Genomic DNA, 20,052 nt, shown 5'->3' on the forward strand with positions numbered 1-20,052 from the left:
TCGAGGAGCATAAACATGAGTGAATCAATGGACGAGTTGGACATTATTGAGGAAGGCACCGAAGTCGTTGCCAATCGCGCCTCCAAAATGGAGCGGCTGGAAAACGAAGGTGATTTGGCAGCTGATTATTTAGAGGAACTGCTGGACATTGTCGATTTGGACGGCGACATTGAGATTGATGTCGAGAACGGACGAGCCTTGGTAGAAATCGTTACCGGGGACGTAGAACCGGATCGTCGTTTGAAGCGGCTCATTGGCCGGCACGGCGAAGTGTTAGAAGCCCTGCAGGAACTGACCCGCTTGGCAGTACAGTCTCAAACCGGGGAACGCTCCCGGCTGATGCTCGACATTGCCGGCTACCGTTCCAATCGCCGCCTCGAGTTGCGCGAACTGGTGGAGCGCTTGGGTGCGCAGGTTCAGGAAACCGGCGAGCCGGTCCAGCTCAATCCCATGAATCCGTTTGAACGCAAGGTGTGCCACGACAAGGCCGCGGAAATGGGTTTGTATTCCGAATCAGAGGGCATGGCCCCCAACCGCTATGTCGTCTTGTCGCTTGACGAAGGCGATGATGAGGACTACGAGGACGAGCCTTTTGACGAATTTGATGATAACGCGGACGACGCTGGCGACGATTTGGCAGATGACGCGCAGACCCTGGACCATGACGCTCTTGATGACGACTCGGACGTCTCGGCTGACGAAGCCTAACCGTTAGAGGCTCGCAGAGAGACTGACCGTGACAGATTCAGCTGAGGACGAGCTGGCCGAGGAAACCCCGGGTGAGATTCAGCTTGAACCGGAGCCGGCGGGCCTGGCCGATGTCTTTGATACCAGCGCCGACCAGATGCGCTACTTTGCGGATCTTCTCAGCCACGAAGGCTTGGAGCAGGGTTTGCTGGGACCACGCGAGGCCGGTCGCATCTGGAGTCGCCACCTTTTGAACTGCTGGGTACTCAGCGAGTTTTTGCCCGAGGGCGTGCAGGTCGCCGATGTCGGTTCGGGAGCTGGGCTGCCCGGTTTGGTGTTGGCTATCGGTAGGCCAGATCTGAGTATGACTTTGATTGAGTCCATGTCTCGCCGCTGTGAGTGGCTGCAGTTTTGCGTGGAGGAACTCGGTCTGGACAACGTGCGGATTCGTAACGCTCGTGCTGAGGACCTTCGGGGGAAACAGGCGTTTTCTTATCTGACGGCTCGGGCGGTCGGCAACCTTTCGACCCTGCTGGGCTGGACGGCGCCGCTAGTGAAAAAGCACGGCACGATGCTGTTCTTAAAAGGCGCTTCGGTCGAAGCGGAGATAGATAAAGCGAAAGCCAACTACGTGTTTGCCAAACAAAAGGTATCCCTGCCCGAGGTGCTCACCGTTTCCACACCCTTGACCGGAGAACCAACCCGCGTGGTGCGGCTGGCTAAGAAATAAGCAATTGTTTCACGTGAAACATTTTGCTCCGGAGTTAGCCTGCTCTGTTTTGGGGCCAATGGGAGGACGAATGTGAGGCATTTTCGTGTCATCGGTTTGTTCAATTTGCTCCGAACATAGCCGGCTGGACTGCGTTGTTGACCTGTGAAAACAATTGTCAACCGGCGCAACCACGCGGAATACCTTGTGGACAAGGTGTGGATAAGTTTTCGGCAATCTTGAATTTTTTCGTGGTCACCCATGAAGTAGACTGGAAAGAAAGAAGGGAGTTTTATGGTGGCAGAAAACGAACGGCCTAAGGTCGTAGTCCCCCATCAAATCGAGCGTCCGGATTCCATTCACCGGACCTTGCGTCCGCGGGTGCCGACCTCCGAGAACGAGACCCCCATCGCTCGTGAACTGCGCAAATCAATGGAGATGCGCCAGGCAATCGCCTTCGAGGATACTCCCCAGTTGCACCACAATCACATCGTGGCGGTTGCTAACCAAAAGGGTGGAGTCGGCAAGACGACCACCCTGGTCAATATGGCGATGAGCTTGGCGCAGCGCGGCGTGCAGGTGCTGGTCATTGACACCGACCCGCAAGGCAACGCTTCGACTGCCCTGGGCATCGACCACCACGTTGGCAACCCCTCACTCTATGACGTTTACACCGGGCACTCTACCCTGGCGGAAGTCGCTCAGCCCTGCCCGCAACAGGAATCCCTCTTGGTCGTACCCGCCACCGTGGATTTGGCCGGGGTGGAAATGGAACTGGCTGATCAGGTGGACCGCAGTTTTTATCTGCGTGAAGCCGTCAAGTCTTACTTGGCGGATAAGTCCGGTTGTTTGGTTTTCATGGACTGTCCCCCTTCGCTGGGGCTGTTGACAGTCAACGCATTTTGCGCCGCGCATTGGGTCTTAATTCCGGTGCAGGCGGAGTACTACGCCCTGGAGGGAATTTCCCTGCTGACTGATACCGTGGGCAAGATTCGCGATGCCTTAAATCCTCACTTGGAAGTGTTGGCCTTCCTCATCACCATGTTTGATAAGCGCACGAATCTGGCTGCCCAAGTCGAAGCCGATGTGCGCTCCCACTATCCCGAGCAGACTTTACCTACCAACATTCCGCGTCAAGTTGCTATCTCCGAAGCTCCCTCCTGGGGTCAGACCGTCATCACTTACGAAAAGAATTCGCCAGGTTCGCTGGCTTATCAGATGGCGGCGTTGGAACTGTTGGGGAAATTAGCAGCGAAGGAAAACTGACACATGGCGAAAAAACGGGCTTTAGGTAGTGGTCTGGGCGCTTTGATTCCCGGTGCGCAGTCGCAGCCGCGGGGTGTGGACGTGCTGGTTCCGCCCAAGCCAGGGACGAACCCGACCAAGAGCAACGACAAGGTTCATGAGTTGTTGAGTCCCGATGCGATGCAGCGCAAATCGGCAAACGCGCCGGACACCTCCCTGGTGCCGGTTCCCGGCATGACTGTGCAGGAACTTCCTATCGCGGCAATTAGCGCCAACCGAGCCCAGCCCCGCGAGGTATTCGATGAGGACGCTTTGGAGGAACTGGCGAATTCGATTCGCAACGTCGGTATCTTGCAACCCGTCACCGTGCGGCAGATTGGCACCCGCAAGAAACCCCAATACGAGCTGGTCATGGGGGAGCGGCGTCTGCGTGCGGCGAAGCTCGCGGGGCGTACCACGATTCCTGCCATCATTCGGGAGACTGCTGATGATGAGATGCGGGTCAACGCCCTGCTGGAAAATATCCAGCGCGTGAACCTCAACCCGCTGGAAGAAGCCGCCGCCTACCAACAGATGATTGAGGAACTCGGGGTCACCCAAGAAATCCTGGCGAAGCGGCTGTCGCGGTCCCGTCCCCAGATTGCCAATACGCTGCGACTGCTGAAGCTGCCCGCGGAGGTACAGGTACAGGTGGCAGCCGGGGTGCTTTCCGCAGGTCACGCCCGCGCCCTGCTGGCTCTGGATGATGCCGCCGCGATGACGCAACTGGCACAGCGCATTGTGGCCGAGGGCTTGTCGGTACGCGCCACCGAGGAAATCGTAGCGGTGGGCGATAATGACTCAGCCAAGACCACCGAGCCGAAAAAGCGCCAGACTACCCCGCTCAGCCCAGACATGATGGAAATGAAAGCTCATTTGGAAGACATCTTGCAAACGCGGGTAAACCTGCAAATCGGGAAAACTAAAGGCAAGGTCACCATTGAGTTTGCCGATGGCGATGATTTAGCGCGGATTGCCAAAATTATTGGCAGCCGCTAAGGCAGTGGATGCCACACCGAGCGGCACAGAGTTCAGGCAGGCCGTGCGCCAGCCGCAGGTTTGACACCGGCCACGGCGGCAGGGACGCAATTGTTTCACGTGAAACATTACCCTGCTGCGGGCCACGGAAACGAAAGCAGTCCCCGAGTGTCCTGGTGAAACAAAGTAGGGGAAACTAATCGAGTAACCAGGCGACCGGGCTTGTGAAAGCTAATCGAGGCGCGAGAATGACGGCTCCCTAGAGAACTCGTGAAGTACAGCTAGGCGGATTTGGCGGTAGAAACTGCAGACACGGCTTCACCGTTAGCAATCAGGGCTTTTTCCTGTTCCACGGTCAGGGCCAGACGCCGGATGCCTTCGCGGATTTGTTCCTCGGGAGGATAGCAGTAGGCGATGCGCAGGTAATCGGAGCCGCGTCCGTCCGCATAGAATGCCGTGCCGGAAACGTAGGCGACCAGGTTTTGCACGGCGCGGGGCAGCATCGCGTTCGTGTTGAGGCCCGAGGGGAAATGCACCCAGGTGTAGAAACCGCCGACCGGATGCGTCCACGTGCAGTCGGGAAGATATTTCTTAAGGGCTTCTAGGGTGGCGCGGGCCCGGCCGCGGTACATGACCCGGAACTTGTCGACTTGACCGTACCAGTCAAAGTCGTGAAGGTATTTCGAGATAGACATTTCGGCGGCCATCGAAGGAGTCAGAATCGCGGTTTCGTTAGCGACCACCAGCTGTTGCGTAATCTGGTCGGGAGCCAGTGCCCAGCCGATACGAAAACCGGGGGCGAACATCTTGGAGAAAGAACCCAGGTAGATGATGCCATCGGGGTTAAGGGGCTGCAGGGCTGGATAGAGATGACCGTCAAAACCGAGCAAGCCGTAGGGGTTGTCCTCCAAAATCAGCAGGTGGTGGCGTTGGCAAATTTCCACGATTTGCGGACGGCGCTGTTCAGTCAGGGTCATGCCGCCGGGGTTGTGGAAATTCGGCACGGTATAGAGGAACTTAGCCGGGCGTCCGGCCTTTTCCAGCTCAGTCGCGGCTTCTTCCAGAGCTTCGGGAATGAGGCCGTCCTGATCCATTAAAACGTGATGGACATCACACTGGTAGGAGTGGAACACCGACAGGGCGCCAACATAGGAAGGGGCTTCAACTAAAATCGGGTCGCCGGGATCCACAAAAAGTTGGGTGACCAGGTCTAATGCGTGTTGAGAACCCGCGGTGATAGTTACGTTGGCGGCAGAGGCGTGGATGCCTTCCAAGCTCATAATGTCAGTGATTTGCTCGCGCAACACTTCCAAACCTTGACCGCCACCGTACTGCATAGCGGTGGCCCCGTCATTTTCGAACATCTGCTGGAAAGAACGCGCAATCTCGTGCAGGGGCAGGTCTTTAAGGTTAGGCATGCCACCGGCCAGAGAGACCACCTCCGGGCGGGAAGCTACGGCGAACAAGGCTCGGGTCTCGCTGATTTTCAGGTTGCTGGCGCGCACCGAGAACCGATCCGACCAGTCGGTTTGGCTCATTACAGAAGCAGAAGTCATAAACACGTTCCTTTGAGTTATTTCCTGCAAGTTTACGCTTGGGTGAAACTGAGCCAAAATTTCGGGACGACACACCGGGACACGAAAGCGGTCCCGCGCTGGGCCCGGGAGAAAGGAGTAAAGCCGGAGATCCCAGCGAAGGACCGCGGAGTAGTGTGTGTCCCTCTATTGTAATGGCTTAAACGCAAACTCGGAGGCGAATTCAGTTACAGTGACGCAAAAACGTCACAACAGGGGCTTATCAGACGGTTCGTCTGAAAAACCTCAGGCGAGGGCGGCTTCAATCTCTGATTTGAACTGAGAGCGGGGCCGGCCCCCGATAATCTGATGAACGACCTTGCCGCCCTTGAAAATGTTGAAGGTCGGAATGGCGGAAACGCCGTACTGAGCCTGGATAGACGGGTTGTTATCAACGTCACACTTGGCGACTTTCAGACGATCGCCAAAGTCAGCGGCAACCTGGTCCACAATCGGTGCCATCTGGCGGCACGGACCGCACCAGACGGCCCAGAAATCCACCAGCACCGGCACGTCAGATTCCAAAACCTCGGCAGTAAAATTGCTTTCGTTGACTTCAATTGCTTCGGACATAGTCATTTCCTTTCTGTTGTGTTTCATTTCCCACCCGGTAGAGCAACCGGCCGGAAAATCTGTGTTGGGCTCAGAGGTTAATCTGAGCGTCTTGGTCGTTAATGTAGCGATTCGCGTCAATGGCGGCGCGGCAACCGGAAGCCGCGGAAGTCACCGCTTGGCGATAAATCGCGTCCGTGACATCACCGGCGGCAAACACGCCCGGCATGGAAGTTCGTGTGGAGGGAGAATCGACCCAAATATTGCCTTGGGCATCCAACTGTAACTGATCGCTCACCAGCTCGGTGCGCGGCAGGTGACCAACTGCAATAAAGATGCCGCCGACCGGTACAGTCTTGGTTTCCCCGGTTTGCACATTTTTGAGAGTGACAGATTCGACCTTGTCCGTGCCGTTGATGGACTCAACAACCGTGTTGAACTCGAAGGAAATCTTATCTTCCTTAAACGCCTTGGCCTGCATAGCTGCGCTGGCCCGCAACTCATCCCGACGGTGCACCACCGTGACCGAGGAGCCGTAGTGGGTCAGGAACACGGCCTCCTCCATCGCGGAGTCCCCGCCGCCAACGACCATAATGGGTTGGTCACGGAAAAAGAACCCGTCACAGGTAGCGCAGTAAGACACCCCGTGACCGGCGTGCTTTTCCTCACCCGGAACATTCAAAGTGCGGTGACCCGACCCAGTCGCGATAATGACCGTGCGGCCCTGGTGAGTACCCTCATCCGTCACGACAGTCTTAATGTCGCCGCGCAAGTCCAGCTTCAGGGCATCCTCATAGATGACTTCAACCCCGAAACGTTCGGTTTGATCCAGCATTTCCTGCATCAAGTCCGGGCCTTGAATCCCGTCTTTAAACCCGGGATAGTTTTCAACCAGGGTCGTGTTCATCAGCATCCCGCCGATATTCATCGACCCTGCCACCAGCAGCGTTTTCAAGGCGGCACGTCCCGCGTAAATCCCGGCGGTGTAACCGGCCGGACCCGAACCGATAATAATGACGTCGTACAAAAGGACTCCCTTTGGTAGAAAACTGTAGTTTAAATTTATTGTAGCTTTGAATCCTTACCAAGGGGATAGGATTCGCTGAGAGCTTAGCGAAAAATGTGCCGAAATACGGCTGACTTGGGCAAAGCCAAATGCCTAACTCTAACCAAGGACCTGTATCTCGGAAATATTCAAACGAAACTCGCCGCCGGCAGCGGTAGGCATCTCGGTACACCACAAAACCAGGCTGTTCGTTTCCACCGGCTGAGCCAGATGATAGATGACTGAGGAGGACAAGGGTTGAGACCCCAAAACGGTAGCCTCGCGGAAATTCTCTGCATTGCCCTGACGCAGCTCCAGATTGCCTCCTGTAGAGGCAGAGCTCACCACAACTTTCTTAACCTGTACCGGAGAGTCTCCGAGGTTTATCACCAGTCCGTAACCGCGTCCCCCAGCCAACACGGCCGAACGCAGCGCGGCACTGCGCCAAGACGTCTCGGGCTTCCCGTCAACAGCTAAGCCAGCCAGTTCCGGATGGTCATAGCCATCGGACAAACCCGAAACGGAAGCGACACCGGCAATGGGTAGCGGGGTCGGCTCGGCTTCAGGAAGCACCTGCAAATCAGGAACGGGAGATAAGTCCAGGGAATTATCGGTCGGTACTGACGCGGAATGCGGCCAGAACCAGACCAGCAGCGCCAAAATCGTGACCACGGCAACCGCCAGCACTGTAATTTTTAGCGTCAGAGCCGATTCAGAGGCGGGAACTTCCTCATGTTTGGGAGTGTAGTCGGTGGCAGCTTGGCGCGCGTCGCTGATGCTGGTGTTCAAAACTTCGGTGGTTTCGGCTTTCAAGCTGACCCAATCTTTGCGCAGGCGTTTGCGGTCAGCTCCCCAAGCCTTGCCGGTGGTTTCGTCAATGACATCCTCACCGGTCAAGGTGTCTTCATCAGGCACGTCAATGACATTTTCCTCGGAGTCAGCCGATTGGGACGGATTATTGAATAGTGGAGTGGGCTGAGGAGGAACACCGGTAGAGACAGAACGAAACACCGGTGTGCCGTTTGACTTGGTGTTATCCACGCCGCCCCCTTAATCTCAGCTGATTTATGTATTTTATCCCGTGTTTGAAATTCGCGGCAAAACAGCGGGGACTTTGCGTAGCTAGCGGCGCAACTTCGCGAGGAAGCCTCGCACCTCGCGTACCCGGAAAATCCACAGCATCCCGAAGTACAGAGGAGCCATGACCAGCGCCACCACCAGGCAACGCCACGCCCCGGAGACAAAAGTGGCACCATAAGCCCAGTCCGCACCGGGAGTCGGGATTACAAAAGACAGCAGCACCCAGGCCGGAATCCCCGCCACTACCGTAGCCACCAGCAATCGCAGATAGTGCCCAAAAATCTCTTGAAAAACGGATTGAGAAAAACCGCGGCGATGCAGCAACACCAGACCCAAAACAGCCGAAGCGGTGAGAGACACCGGCTCGGCCGCGGTCGTGACCGGAACCCAGAAAAATGGGCTGAGCAGGAAATACGCTATCAACCCGAGGATGGCGGTCACGAACGGAAAGAACAACATCAGGTAAAACTGGGCGCGGGTGTCTTCCAGGGAATACAGAGTCCGCGAGGTGGTGGAAAAAATGACTTGTGCCGGAATGCCCAAGCTCAAAATGGTGAGAATGACCGCCAGAGCCTGGGCTTGCTGGGGCGGCAGGGCGGTAGCGGTGACATTGGCCAGGGGCAGGGCTCCCACAATCAACATGCCTGCCAAGAGGAAGTTAAACAGGCTCGATAACCGGGCGGCACGCAAATAGTCCCCGGCCAAAGCCGGGATGTCATCCCTGGTGGCGTGCAGGGCCATGGATGTAAAGACCGCGGTGGTTACGGAAATCGTTACCAGGGATTGGGGCAGCATATACAGTGTGTTGGCGTACTGGTAGATAGCGAAACCGGGATAGAAATTACCGTCCAGCTGACCGGCACCGTTAGCCGCCGAGGCGATACGCGCCACGATTAGGTTCATGCACGTATTGGCTAACAGGCCCGCGAAAGCCCAGGCCGCGACCCGTCCGGTGTGACGAAAACCCAAACCATGCCAGTGAAAGTTGGCGCGCAATCGAAAACCGAGATGCATCAGGGGAAACACCAGAATAATTGCTTGCAGGGCGATACCCAATGTCATGGAACCGGCCAAAAGGGCAATCCGAGGCGCATCCCACCTGGAGACATCAAAGTCGTGGGACGGGGCGGTGCCGTAAAAGTTGATGAATACTCCCAATCCGGCAATCCCCACCAGGTTATTGACCACCGGAGACCACATGTAAGGACCGAAGCTGGACAGGGAGTTCAACACTTGTCCCAGCAGCGCGTAGGTTCCATAAAAGAAAATTTGCGGCAGACACCACAGGGCAAAAATGACGGTCAGGTTAAACAGCTTCGGCTGCATTCCCCCCGCGAACAGCATCACCAGCGGCCAGGCCAGGGCAACCGACAGCACAGTCAAACCCAACAGAGCGATAGAAGCCAGGGTGAGCAGGGCATTTACCCGATCAACCCCCTCTTTACCGTCGTTATTCGCCAGCGCACGTACGATGGTTGGCACCAGAATCGCGTTCAAAATCCCGCCCGCCAGCAGGTTATACAGTGTGTTGGGCAGGATATTCGCGGTGTTGAAAGAGTCGGCGATACCAAACCCGCCAATAGCCACCACCAGCAGCCATTGCCGTACAAAGCCCAGCACTCGGGACACCAAGGTTCCCGCCGCCATAATTGCGCTGGATTTCCCCGTTTTCGTGTTCGCCACCCCATCAGCTACTTTGCGCAGCTGCGTGGGGTCTTTTGGGTTCGGGTTGGAATCCGACACCGGTTCATTCATCGGGTTTTCACTCACGCCTGGTCTCCCGTTTTGAGCTTACGGTTCTTTGGGCCTTTCACAATACGCCGGACTATCCCGAAAACCAACACGGCAGCCAGCAAGCCAGCCACAATATAGGTTCCGGTGGACTCCCATTCGGCTCTGACCCGGACCCGGATAGTTTCCGGGGTGCCGATGCTTTGCCCCTCCGGGTTGGTCAGCTGCACAGTGACCTGCACATCCCCGGAACCGACCGCTTTTACGGGAATGCGGAACTGGCCGGTGGAATGGGGCGCAATCGTGAGGGTTTCGACCGGATCGAACTGCAGACGGGTATCCGTTGGGGTCAGTTTCAGGCGTACGCTCACGGCTTGGTCCCAGCCGTTGGAGACGGAAATCGGCAGTTGGGCGGTCTTATCTATGAGGTTGATGACCGAGGCGGGTTGCGAATTAATCAAGCCGAAAATGGTCGCGGAAATGTCGGGGTCAATAGTATTGGGCACCACGTCGTCGGATTGGGCTGGTTCGGAAGTTGCTGAGGACTCATGGCGCGCCGAGGATTTACCGGCCCAGATGGCGCCATCGGGAGAGCTGGTGCTGCAGGTCGCACAGGCACTGGCGACCTGGAGAGCCGAAAACATGGAGTTAAACCGGCCCGGGTCGGACACGGCAGCACTCAGGGCGCTGCCCGCACGGAGATTATCCGCCGTCGCAAACGTAGGATTGGTAAACCATGTCAATGGCTTTTGCCCGGGAAATAGCGTTTTAGAACCGGTAGAAAACGCGTGAGCATCGTTTTGGCCAGCCAGTGGCGGCGCCGGCACCGTGACAGTTCTGGGGTGATGAGCGGCGTTGTCATCAGGCTGGGGCAGTACCATGTTCCAGGCCGGGAAACTCAGCCAGCGAGCCTGACCGAGCCCTTGCATCACGGCCTTTTGCGCCGGCGTAGCACTGTAATCGCGGTCGGCACCGGCCGCAAACAGGCGCGGGGCAAAGGGTCGCTGCCGGGTCAGCACCGCCGTGGACGCTAGCGCCCACTGCCGAGCCCCCACGGTAGAAAGCCGATAGTCTGAGGGAATCTGTGCCGCATCTAATGCTGGTTTACCGTTCAACAGCCGGGACAAGTCCGAGTCCAGGGTCCAACCGGCCGCGGTGACGTCTCCGGGCTCGGAAAACTTGATGCTTTTACGGCTATCCGCGTCATATGCGGGCGGCTTTGCCGACTCCTTAAATTCTGAGTCCGGGGACAGCAGCAGCGGGCGATTCCCCCAAGTCGCCACCTCTTGCGCGACATCGCCGGCGGGTAAGTACGACACTGTAAAGTCCGGCCACAACACCAGATTTCCTTGATAATCTGGGATTCTTTGGGTGACTTTGGTACCCAGGTCAACCGCGGTGGTGCGCAGTAAATCCTGGGCGGCCGGCGCCAGCCAGCTGGTGTTCGCCGCCCCAAAATCTCCCGGCGGTAGATACGCGGGAGGCTGCTGCCCGCAGTTGCCCGTCGCGAGCAGTTCTCGTAGTGGTGCCACGGTGGGACGCGGCTCAGTGTCGGGTGAGGGTGTCGTGTCGGTCAAATTCAACAGGCGGGAGGCTGCATCCAAACCGTTCAACTCAGTCGCAATCAAAAACGGGTCATAGACGAGAGTCAGCGGGGTGGCGTCTGCCAGGGCGCACACGTCCACGAGTCGCTGGTTCGGGCGACTGCCCAAGTTTGGCAGCGCGCGGTCCGCGGCCAAAACATCGGCGCGCGTGGTGGTGAGAGGCACGAAAGCCAGCAGTTCGCTGGGTTCAAATGCCGCTCCGGAATCCCACAGCAAAAACGAATGATCCTGGGCATCCAGTGGCTCCATTTCGGCTGCGGACTGCGCTTCGTCTGTCCGAGGCGCGTCCTGGTTCGGGGTAAAAGTCAAGTTTAAAGGCCGCGGCCCCCACCCCTCCGAACCCGCCAGCGGCAGGTCGTTGACCGGCACGCGCAACGTCACCTGCTGGGGTTTACCCGCGGTGAGGCGGGTAATTGTCTGGGTCGCAACGGTTTGGAGTTTTCGCCGTAAACGTGTGTCATTATCCCGAGCATCCATCCACTCGTTCAGTTCATCGCGCGTGATGGGGGTTTGGGTCGAGACTGCGAGACTGAGCGTGCCCTGGGACGCGTGGTGATAATCCGCGTTGACCTCCAGAACGGCGCTCAGAGTTAATTCGGTCGTGTCCGGGGTCACGATGGGGGTCATCGCGGTGATTTCCAGGTGAACGCCCTGGTGGTTAAATCCCGATCCGCAAAAGGCGGGGGCGGAGTGTGAGCTGGTCGCAGTCGTACAGGGGCTGGCAGAAGGGGTGGGGGACGGTTTTTCCGTTTGGGCTTGCGCAAGGTCGGGCGTGCCTCCAGCCAGCGACACGACAGACAACGCCGCTAAACCGATAAAGACGCGGGAAATGAACGAAACCGACGGGCGCATCTTCAACTGCGCACCTCCAACATTTTTCGAGCCAAGGCTCCGATGCGCCGTTCGGCCGGAAAAGCCAGGCGTTTGTCCAGCAGGGACAGCGGCACCCACTGCGCGGTGCAAGCCTCGCGGTCAGGATCGTTCTCCACCGTAAGCTGCCCGCCGGTGGCCTCCAGCAAAAAGTGGTGCACGACCTTGTGAACCCGCCGGTCAGTACCCGAAAACCAGTAATCCATCGAAGAAAGGTAACGCACCGGACGGCATTCGATACCAGTTTCCTCCTGGACCTCACGAGCGGCGGCTTGGGGAATCGTCTCGTCCGGTTCCACGTGCCCTTTGGGCAGCAGCCATTCCATACGGCCGGCGCGACCCTGACGCAAAATCAACGCGGCGCACACCTTTCCCTCGACAAGTTTCACCGCCAGCCCCCCCGCGCTGACCTCCTCCACAATCGGTAGCAGCCGCCCTGAACGGGACCGGTAAAAGCCCTCGGGGACGGGCTGGTTCGATTCCGGTGCGGCTGACATACGTCGATTTTATATAAAATAGTGCAGAGGTTTTTCTAACCGGTTGAAAATACGGTAAAAAGTCCCGGTAATGAGCGGAACATTGTGAAGGAAACGTACCCAGAGAGGAGGGCCATGACTGAGACGACCGCGAACATCACGGCCCCGGCACAAACTCCCTCGGCAACGGCCGCGGTAGGGGAAGAGCCCGGCACGAAAGGGAGCCGGCAGGACGCGGTGCGCCAGGCGCTGAAAGCGAAAGTGGTACCCCTCGGGGAGGTTTTTGCCGCTGCCGGTTTTGAGATTGCGCTGGTCGGAGGTCCGGTCCGCGATGCCCTGCTGGGGATTACCCCCCACGACCTAGACCTGACCACTTCAGCGCGTCCCGACGAAACCGAGGCGGTGCTCCGCTCGTGGGCAGACGCGGTGTGGGACGTGGGACGCAACTACGGCACCTTGGGAGCCCGCAAAGGCGACGACGTATTCGAAATCACGACCTATCGCAGCGACGACTACCTGCGTGATTCGCGCAAACCCACCGTCAAGTTCGGCGACACCCTGGAGGGAGACCTGTTCCGCCGCGATTTCACGGTTAATTCCATCGCGCTGCGCCTGCCTACCCTGGAGCTGGTGGATCCTACCGGGGGACTCAACGATTTGGCCGCCGGAGTTTTGCGCACCCCCATCGATCCGGAAGAATCATTTTCCGACGACCCCCTGCGGATTATGCGCGCGGCCCGGTTCGCCGCCCAGCTCGAGTTTGACGTGGATTACGAAACGATGCAGGCGATGGAAACGATGCGGGAACGGCTGAGCATTGTTTCTCCCGAACGTGTCCAGGCCGAACTGTCCCGCCTGATGACCGCCAAAGCGCCGCGCCGTGGGCTGGAGCTGATGGTTTATACCCGGCTGGCCGACCAGGTTCTGCCTGAACTGATGGATTTGCTTGACATGCAGGATGAACATAAACGTCACAAGGACGTGTGGGAGCATTCCTTGACGGTGCTCGACCAGGCGATTGCCCAGGAAACCGGGCCGGACGGACCGGTTCCCGCCCCGGACTTGGTGCTGCGCTTGGCGGCGATTTTGCATGATATTGGCAAGCCCGCGACCCGGCGTTTCGAGGCCGGCGGGGTCGTGACTTTTCACCAGCACGATGTGGTCGGCGCCCGGATCACCCGCACCCGCCTGAAAGCCTTGAAATATGACAAGGCGACGATTCGTGACGTGTCCCGCCTGGTCGCTCTGCACCAGCGGTTTCACGGCTACGGGGAACAAGTGTGGACCGATTCCGCCGTGCGCCGCTACGTCACCGATGCCGGTCCCCTGCTGGAACGCCTGCACCGCCTGACTCGTGCCGACTGCACGACCCGCAACGTGAAAAAAGCCCACCGCCTAGCGGCCGCCTACGACGACCTAGAAAACCGGATTCGGGAGCTGAAAGCACAAGAAGAACTGGACGCGGTGCGCCCCGAACTCAACGGGGACGAAATCATGGAAATCCTGGGGATTCCTGCCGGCCCGGAAGTCGGCAAAGCCTATCGGTATATGCTGGCCTATCGGATGGAACACGGGCCGGTCGGACACGATAACGCCACTACCGTTCTGCGTGACTGGTGGGAAAAATGGCACAATGGTACGAACGAACAGGACAAAGCGCGGTAACACCGCTTCACCGCTAGAGGTGAGTCGGGAAAACTGTGGCGAGGACAGGTAACATGGCGAAGGCAGCACGACCACGCACCGTAACCGGGCAATCCGTGCGACAGGTGCGCCCCAAACGGCGCAAACGCCACTATGTGCGTAACTTTTTCCTGACCCTGCTGTTCCTCATTATCCTGATGGTGGTCGCGGCATTGGCAACTTTCCTAGTCGTTTACGCCACCACCGAAATACCTAAACCGGCCGAGTTTGCTCGCGCCCAAGTCACCTCCGTGTACTATTCCGATGGAGCCACCGAAATCGGCAAGTTTGCTGAGGTAAATCGAGAAATTATCGAAACGAAAGACCTGCCCAAACAGATTGGCAACGCGGTCGTGGCTTCGGAGGACCGCACCTTCTGGACCAACTCCGGGGTCGATTTGCGCGGCATCGCTCGGGCTTTCCTCAATAACGCGCGCGGCGGGGCGACACAGGGCGCCTCCACATTGAGCCAACAGTACGTGGAACGCTACTACATGGCGGAAAACACGAACCAGGGAAACATGGTGCAACGGTACTGGGCGAAGGCCAAAGAAGCCATTATGGCGCTGAAAATCAACCGCCAGCAGGAAAAAGACGAAATCCTGGGCAACTATTTGAACACGATTTATTTCGGACGCGGTTCCTATGGGATTCAGGCTGCCGCGAAGGCTTATTTCGGTAAGAACGCCAAGGACATCGATTATTCCGAGGCGGCCCTACTGTCCGGCATTATCCCGGCGCCCTCCGCCTACGATCCGGCCGTGAACCAGGAACTTGCGGAAAAACGGTGGAAACGCGTCATTAAGAATATGGCTGCCGATGGCTATATCACCCCGGAACAGCAGACAGCGGCGCAGTTCCCGGCCACGATTCCCCCCACCCAAAGCGTGCAGGATTTCGGGGGAGTGAACGGCTATTTCATGTTCCAGGCGCGTCAAGAGCTGAAAGATTTGGCTGGCTTGACCGAGGAACAAATCGACACGATGGGTCTGAAAATCATCACGACTCTGGACAAAGACAAAGTGCGGCTGATGATGGATACGGTGGCGAAGCTGCCAGCGGGACATTCGGAGAATCTGCACGTCGCGATGATTTCCACCGATCCGACAACCGGGGAAATTATCGCGGAATATCCGGGGCAGGACTATCTGAAAGTCCAGATTAACGCCGCCACACAGGAACACTTCCAGGCCGGGTCTACGTTTAAGCCTTTCGGCATGATTGCCGCCTTGGAACAGGGCGGGTCCTTGAGTGACACTTACCCGGGGAACTCCCCGCAGACCATTCAAGGCGTGCCCATCAGGAACTTCGCCGGAGCCTCATACGGAACCGTCAGCCTGGCGCAAGCTACCGCGAAATCTATCAACACGGCTTATGTCGCTTTGAACGCGAAGGTCGGACCGTCTTTGACCAAGGAAGTGGCGATTCGTTTGGGCTATCCCGAGGATACACCGGGCTTGGATAATTCCCTTACGAACGTGCTGGGTTCGGCTTCTCCGACGGCGGCAAATATCGCTGAGGCTTACGGAACTATTGCCAACCAGGGCAAACGCGAGACTGTCCACATGATTCGCCAGGTCATGGACACTTCCGGGGACATTGTCTATATGCCGTCTTTCTCAGCGAATCAGGTCATTGATCGCAATATCGCGCTGACCGCCACCCAAGCCTTGACGGGACCTTTCCAGGCGGGAGGCACCGCGACTAAAGCCCAAATCGGCAGGCCATCCGCCGGCAAGACCGGTTCGTCTACCGACAACAAGTCCGCGGTTTTCGCCGGCTTTATACCCCAGGTCGTGACCATCGTCGGTCTGTACCAGTCGGGACCCAATGGGGAGGAAGAATCTATCTCACCGTTTGGGGGTATCCGGGAAGTTACCGGCTCCACCTGGCCGGCGTGGCTGTGGAGGCAATATATGTCGGGGGCCGTGAAGGGCCTGGAAGTCGAGCAGTTCGCGAAGGCTCAGAAACTTAAGAAAGTGGAAGTTACACGGTCGGAGGAACCGAGCCCCACCGAGACTGAACCTTCCCTGCGTCCCAGTCCCGATGAGTCCTTGTTCCCCAGCCAGTCCCCGTCTCCTGCTCCAGCGATGCCGCGCAGTCCGGGGAACCTACCCTCAAATGAGCCGGGTTATCCACCGGGAGGCAGTGAAAATAGTCCGGACGGAACCGAACCCAGTCCTACCATTCCGGGTACTTCCGGATACGTTCCGAACCCCGGTAACTCACCCGTTGCCCCTTATCCGGTACCGGGTGAGGAAGGCGGCACGACCGAATCGGGCGCGCCCGTTACCTAACCGTTATTGATTTCACAAGCCCGGTGGGGCCGGTCTACTGATGCGGATAGCCCGGCGAGTCCCCGGCGTACCTCTGTAAGTTCCCGGGCTAGAGCATTACCAACCCGCGAATTGGCTAAAGTCAGCGGAAAAAGTTAGAATCGTAGGGCTGTTTTGGCGCCGCGCCAGGACGGCGACTCCTGCTCCGGAGGGACCGGGGCCGTTAAGACCAAAGGAGAGTTACATGCGGAAATACGAAATGATGGTGATTATCGACCCCGAGGTCGATGAACGCACTGTCGAACCCTCGATGAGCGCCCTGTTTGGCCAGGTAGAAGACCTGGGGGGCAAAGTTGAGAAACTTGATGTGTGGGGCAAGCGCAAGCTCGCCTACCCCATCCTGAAAAAGACGGACGGGATTTACGTGGTTGTCGACATGGAAACTACCCCGGAAATCGCCAAGGAATTGGACCGTCAGCTGGGCCTAAACGAGTCGATTTTGCGCACCAAACTGATGCGCAAGGATGCCTAATTTTTCCAATCAAACGGAGGCGGTTTTTAGTATCCAGGGTTCCTGATAGGTTGTTTACATCCGTAGGGACTGTAGACAGCCAGTGAATTTAGGCACTCCACCCCGATTGATTTGATTAAAGGAGAAACAATGGCAGGCGACACGATTATCACGGTAATAGGCAACTTGACGGCGGACCCGGAACTTCGCTGGGGTCAGTCCGGCACGGCGTTGGCTTCTTTCACGATTGCGTCAACCCCGCGTTCATTTGACCGGGCCTCCAACAGCTGGAAAGACGGCGAAGCCCTGTTCTTGCGGTGTACCGCTTGGCGGGAACTGGCGGAAAACGTTGCGGAATCCCTGCACAAGGGGTCGCGCGTCATCGCGCAAGGCCGCTTGCAGCAGCGTTCTTGGGAAGCCCAAGACGGCTCTCGGCGCACCTCAGTAGAGATGACCGTAGATGAGATTGGTCCGTCTTTGCGGTTTGCCACCGCCTCGGTGAACCGGACTCAGCGCGGTGATGGCGGCTTTGGCGCCGACGCGAATGGCGGCGGCTACAACAGCGCTCCCAGCCCAGCTCGGCCGCAGCCCACTTACGGGGCTCCCGCCGGAGGATCCGATGGAGACGCGTGGGGTTCGCCCGCGCCCGGCTTCGGCGCCCCGGGGGCTCCAGCCGATTCCACTTTCGGCGATAATCCACCGTTCTAAACCGGTTTGCCGCCTTTTTCCCGCGGCATTCCGGCACAACACAGATAAGTTTTTCAACACGTTATATATAAGGAGATCAATATGGGTAAGCAGATGCGCAATAACACCAAACCCATTAAGAAAAAGACCAACCCTCTAAAGGCTCAAAAGGTTGGCAACATTGACTACAAAGACACCGCTTTGCTGCGCAAGTTCATTTCGGACCGCGGCAAGATTCGCGCCCGGCGCGTCACCGGTGTGACCGTGCAAGAACAGCGTCAGATTGCGAAAGCGGTTAAGAACGCCCGCGAAATGGCTTTGCTGCCCTACTCCGGTTCCGGCCGCTAAATTTGAGGGAGGAAGTAAGCAATGACTCAGAATACGAAAGTTGTTTTGACCCACGAAGTCGCCAAGCTCGGTAACGCTGGCGACGTAGTTGAGGTACGCCCCGGATACGCGCGTAACTACCTGTTGCCGCGCCGTTTGGCTATGCCGTGGACCAAGGGATCCCAGGTAGAAATCGACCGGTTAAAGGCAGCCTTGGCCAAGAAACAGATTGCCTCTATGGAAATCGCTCAGGCGGTGCAAGCCAAACTGGTCGAAGGTGACCCGGTGCTGATTGATGCAAAAGCGGGCGCGAACGGGCGTCTGTTCGGAGCTATCACCACCGCTCAAATTGCTCAGGCAGTTAAGGAGCAAAAGGGCGCTGAAATCGACAAGCGCAAGATTGTCATCGACCAGCCCATTAAGTCAGTCGGTACCTACCAGCTGACGGTGCGCCTATTCGAAGAACTCACCTCGCCGTTGGAAGTCACGGTGCGGGCTGAAAAGTAAAACCTCAAAACAGCCAGAACGGTGCCGGGAACCTGCGGGTTTCCGGCACCGGGCTTTTTAGTAATCGGGAGGCGGAGGTTCCTCTTGATTACGCTGAATCCCCGAAACAAAACGTGAAAACTTGCCCTGGAACTGCAGGTTGATAATTTCGGTGCGTCCGTTACGATGCTTGGCGATATTGAGGTCAGCTTCGCCGGGACGGTCGTCCGTGTTGTAATACTCAGGTCGGTGCAACAACAACACCAGGTCAGCGTCTTGCTCCAAAGAACCCGATTCCCGCAGGTCGCTCATCATCGGCTTTTTATCGGTACGAGATTCCGGCCCACGGTTCAGCTGAGCGACCCCAATCACCGGCACCTCCAATTCCTTTGCCAATAGTTTTAATGAGCGCGAAATCTCGGAAACTTCCTGTTGACGTGACTCGATGCGTTTGTGAGAACTCATCAACTGGATGTAATCCACAACGATGAGGGACAAATCCTGGGAATGCTTCAGGCGCCGACATTTGGCACGAATATCAGGCATGGTCAGGTTCGGGGAGTCGTCAATAAAGAAAGGCGCTGATTTCATGCGGTTATAGGCTGAAGCGAGGTTATCCCAGTGGGTTTGGTTTTGCTGACCATCGTTGGGCATACCCGCGAACAGCAGAGACAGCGGTACGCTGGCCTCTGCCGACAGCATCCTCTTAATAATGTCCGCGGCTGACATCTCTAGAGAAAAAATCGCCGTAGTGCGTTTTTCTTTTAACGCTACGTGACGCAATATATCCAGGGCAAAAGTCGATTTACCCATGGCGGGGCGAGCCGCGACGATGATGAGCTGACCGGCGTGCAGGCCGTTGGTTACCCGGTCAAAATCGAGGAAGCCCGTGTGTACGGTGTGCGGGTCGTCGTCAGTCTGTTGGATTTCGTCCAAGACCGGGGTCAGCAGCTCGGATAGTGAACGATAGTCCTCAGAAGTACGTTTCTCGCTGACTCGGTCAAGTTCGGCGTGGGCGGTATTAATAAGTTCGTCCGCGTCCGTGGTGTCGATGGCGTAACCAAGTTGGGTGATACGGGTGCCCGCTTCGACCAGGCCGCGCAAAGTCGCCTGGTCGCGCACAATTTGAGCATAGTAGGCGGCGTTAGCGGCGGTGGGCACCGAGTGAACTACAGTGTGAATGTAATCCAATCCGCCGACACGGGAGAGTTGACCCCGTTTCTCTAGTTCGGCCGGCACCGTCACCGGATCGGAGGCCGCTCCCGCCGCGTAGAGGTCCAGGATAGTGTTAAAAATAATCTCGTGACGCGAGTCATAGAAATCGCTGGGCAGCAGCAGCTTATAGGTGTCGGCGATGGCGTTCTTGGACAGAATCATGGCGCCGAGCACACACTGTTCAGCCAGAATGTTGTGAGGGGGAATCCGGTCGAGTGCAGAGTTGTCTGGTTCTTCCATGCGGCCTCCTCTGGCTGACACTTCACCCCCATGAAGC

At 57.5% G+C, this 20,052-nt stretch carries 18 protein-coding genes; 10 read left to right on the forward strand and 8 right to left on the reverse strand.

Annotated elements, in window-relative coordinates:
* Window positions 1–27: 27 nt before the first annotated feature.
* The 4 genes from SPI05_RS05295 to SPI05_RS05310 all read left to right on the forward strand — a co-directional run bounded on the left by SPI05_RS05295 (window position 28) and on the right by SPI05_RS05310 (window position 3,679).
* Window positions 28–708, forward strand: coding sequence for a protein jag (locus SPI05_RS05295; RefSeq protein ID WP_414601967.1), 681 nt, complete (start codon window positions 28–30; stop codon window positions 706–708).
* 28 nt (window positions 709–736) lie between these two features.
* Window positions 737–1,417, forward strand: coding sequence for a 16S rRNA (guanine(527)-N(7))-methyltransferase RsmG (gene rsmG, locus SPI05_RS05300; RefSeq protein WP_321076798.1), 681 nt, complete (start codon window positions 737–739; stop codon window positions 1,415–1,417).
* Window positions 1,418–1,690: 273 nt separating this feature from the next.
* Window positions 1,691–2,662: a ParA family protein gene (locus tag SPI05_RS05305; RefSeq protein WP_321076800.1), complete on the forward strand. Its 972-nt coding sequence runs from the start codon at window positions 1,691–1,693 to the stop codon at window positions 2,660–2,662.
* A 3-nt stretch (window positions 2,663–2,665) separates the two neighbouring features.
* Window positions 2,666–3,679, forward strand: a complete 1,014-nt coding sequence (locus tag SPI05_RS05310; protein WP_321076802.1) for a ParB/RepB/Spo0J family partition protein — start codon at window positions 2,666–2,668, stop codon at window positions 3,677–3,679.
* 260 nt (window positions 3,680–3,939) lie between these two features.
* Here the strand turns inward: SPI05_RS05310 and SPI05_RS05315 are convergent, their stop codons facing one another.
* The 7 genes from SPI05_RS05315 to SPI05_RS05345 all read right to left on the reverse strand — a co-directional run bounded on the left by SPI05_RS05315 (window position 3,940) and on the right by SPI05_RS05345 (window position 12,611).
* Window positions 3,940–5,214 (reverse strand): PLP-dependent aminotransferase family protein, encoded by a 1,275-nt coding sequence (locus SPI05_RS05315; RefSeq protein ID WP_321076804.1) that lies wholly within the window; start codon window positions 5,212–5,214, stop codon window positions 3,940–3,942.
* A 264-nt stretch (window positions 5,215–5,478) separates the two neighbouring features.
* Window positions 5,479–5,805 (reverse strand): thioredoxin, encoded by a 327-nt coding sequence (gene trxA, locus SPI05_RS05320; protein WP_297346002.1) that lies wholly within the window; start codon window positions 5,803–5,805, stop codon window positions 5,479–5,481.
* A gap of 70 nt (window positions 5,806–5,875) precedes the next feature.
* Window positions 5,876–6,811 carry a thioredoxin-disulfide reductase gene (gene trxB / locus SPI05_RS05325; RefSeq protein WP_321076807.1) on the reverse strand — a complete coding sequence of 312 codons (936 nt, stop codon included), beginning with the start codon at window positions 6,809–6,811 and terminating at the stop codon, window positions 5,876–5,878.
* A gap of 138 nt (window positions 6,812–6,949) precedes the next feature.
* Complete coding sequence (locus SPI05_RS05330; RefSeq protein ID WP_321076809.1) at window positions 6,950–7,870, reverse strand: hypothetical protein; 921 nt, start codon at window positions 7,868–7,870, stop codon at window positions 6,950–6,952.
* Between the two features lie 81 nt (window positions 7,871–7,951).
* Complete coding sequence (gene murJ, locus SPI05_RS05335) at window positions 7,952–9,679, reverse strand: murein biosynthesis integral membrane protein MurJ (protein ID WP_321076811.1); 1,728 nt, start codon at window positions 9,677–9,679, stop codon at window positions 7,952–7,954.
* On the reverse strand, window positions 9,676–12,096 hold the full coding sequence (locus SPI05_RS05340; protein ID WP_321076887.1) for a DUF6049 family protein: 2,421 nt from the start codon (window positions 12,094–12,096) through the stop codon (window positions 9,676–9,678). The genes murJ and SPI05_RS05340 overlap by 4 nt, the downstream gene beginning before the upstream one ends.
* 2 nt (window positions 12,097–12,098) lie before the next feature.
* A complete protein-coding gene (locus SPI05_RS05345; RefSeq protein WP_297346159.1) occupies window positions 12,099–12,611 on the reverse strand; it encodes an NUDIX hydrolase in 513 nt (170 codons plus the stop codon).
* Between the two features lie 114 nt (window positions 12,612–12,725).
* Between SPI05_RS05345 and SPI05_RS05350 the strand changes: the two genes are divergently transcribed.
* The 6 genes from SPI05_RS05350 (at window position 12,726) to rplI (ending at window position 18,581) form a co-directional block, all read left to right on the forward strand.
* Window positions 12,726–14,255, forward strand: a complete 1,530-nt coding sequence (locus tag SPI05_RS05350) for a CCA tRNA nucleotidyltransferase (protein WP_321076813.1) — start codon at window positions 12,726–12,728, stop codon at window positions 14,253–14,255.
* A gap of 53 nt (window positions 14,256–14,308) precedes the next feature.
* A complete protein-coding gene (locus tag SPI05_RS05355) occupies window positions 14,309–16,570 on the forward strand; it encodes a transglycosylase domain-containing protein (protein ID WP_321076815.1) in 2,262 nt (753 codons plus the stop codon).
* Window positions 16,571–16,793: 223 nt separating this feature from the next.
* Complete coding sequence (gene rpsF, locus SPI05_RS05360; protein WP_282922465.1) at window positions 16,794–17,081, forward strand: 30S ribosomal protein S6; 288 nt, start codon at window positions 16,794–16,796, stop codon at window positions 17,079–17,081.
* A gap of 129 nt (window positions 17,082–17,210) precedes the next feature.
* Window positions 17,211–17,768, forward strand: a complete 558-nt coding sequence (locus SPI05_RS05365) for a single-stranded DNA-binding protein (RefSeq protein WP_321076817.1) — start codon at window positions 17,211–17,213, stop codon at window positions 17,766–17,768.
* A gap of 81 nt (window positions 17,769–17,849) precedes the next feature.
* The gene (rpsR, locus tag SPI05_RS05370) at window positions 17,850–18,095 is read left to right on the forward strand and encodes a 30S ribosomal protein S18 (RefSeq protein WP_282922467.1); all 246 of its coding nucleotides are present in this window, start codon (window positions 17,850–17,852) and stop codon (window positions 18,093–18,095) included.
* 21 nt (window positions 18,096–18,116) lie between these two features.
* On the forward strand, window positions 18,117–18,581 hold the full coding sequence (gene rplI, locus SPI05_RS05375) for a 50S ribosomal protein L9 (RefSeq protein WP_321076819.1): 465 nt from the start codon (window positions 18,117–18,119) through the stop codon (window positions 18,579–18,581).
* A 57-nt stretch (window positions 18,582–18,638) separates the two neighbouring features.
* Here the strand turns inward: rplI and dnaB are convergent, their stop codons facing one another.
* The gene (gene dnaB, locus SPI05_RS05380; RefSeq protein ID WP_321076821.1) at window positions 18,639–20,015 is read right to left on the reverse strand and encodes a replicative DNA helicase; all 1,377 of its coding nucleotides are present in this window, start codon (window positions 20,013–20,015) and stop codon (window positions 18,639–18,641) included.
* Window positions 20,016–20,052 lie beyond the last annotated feature (37 nt).

The organism is Mobiluncus sp., from assembly GCF_034180645.1.
In the GTDB taxonomy this organism is placed as follows: Bacteria; Actinomycetota; Actinomycetes; order Actinomycetales; family Actinomycetaceae; genus Mobiluncus.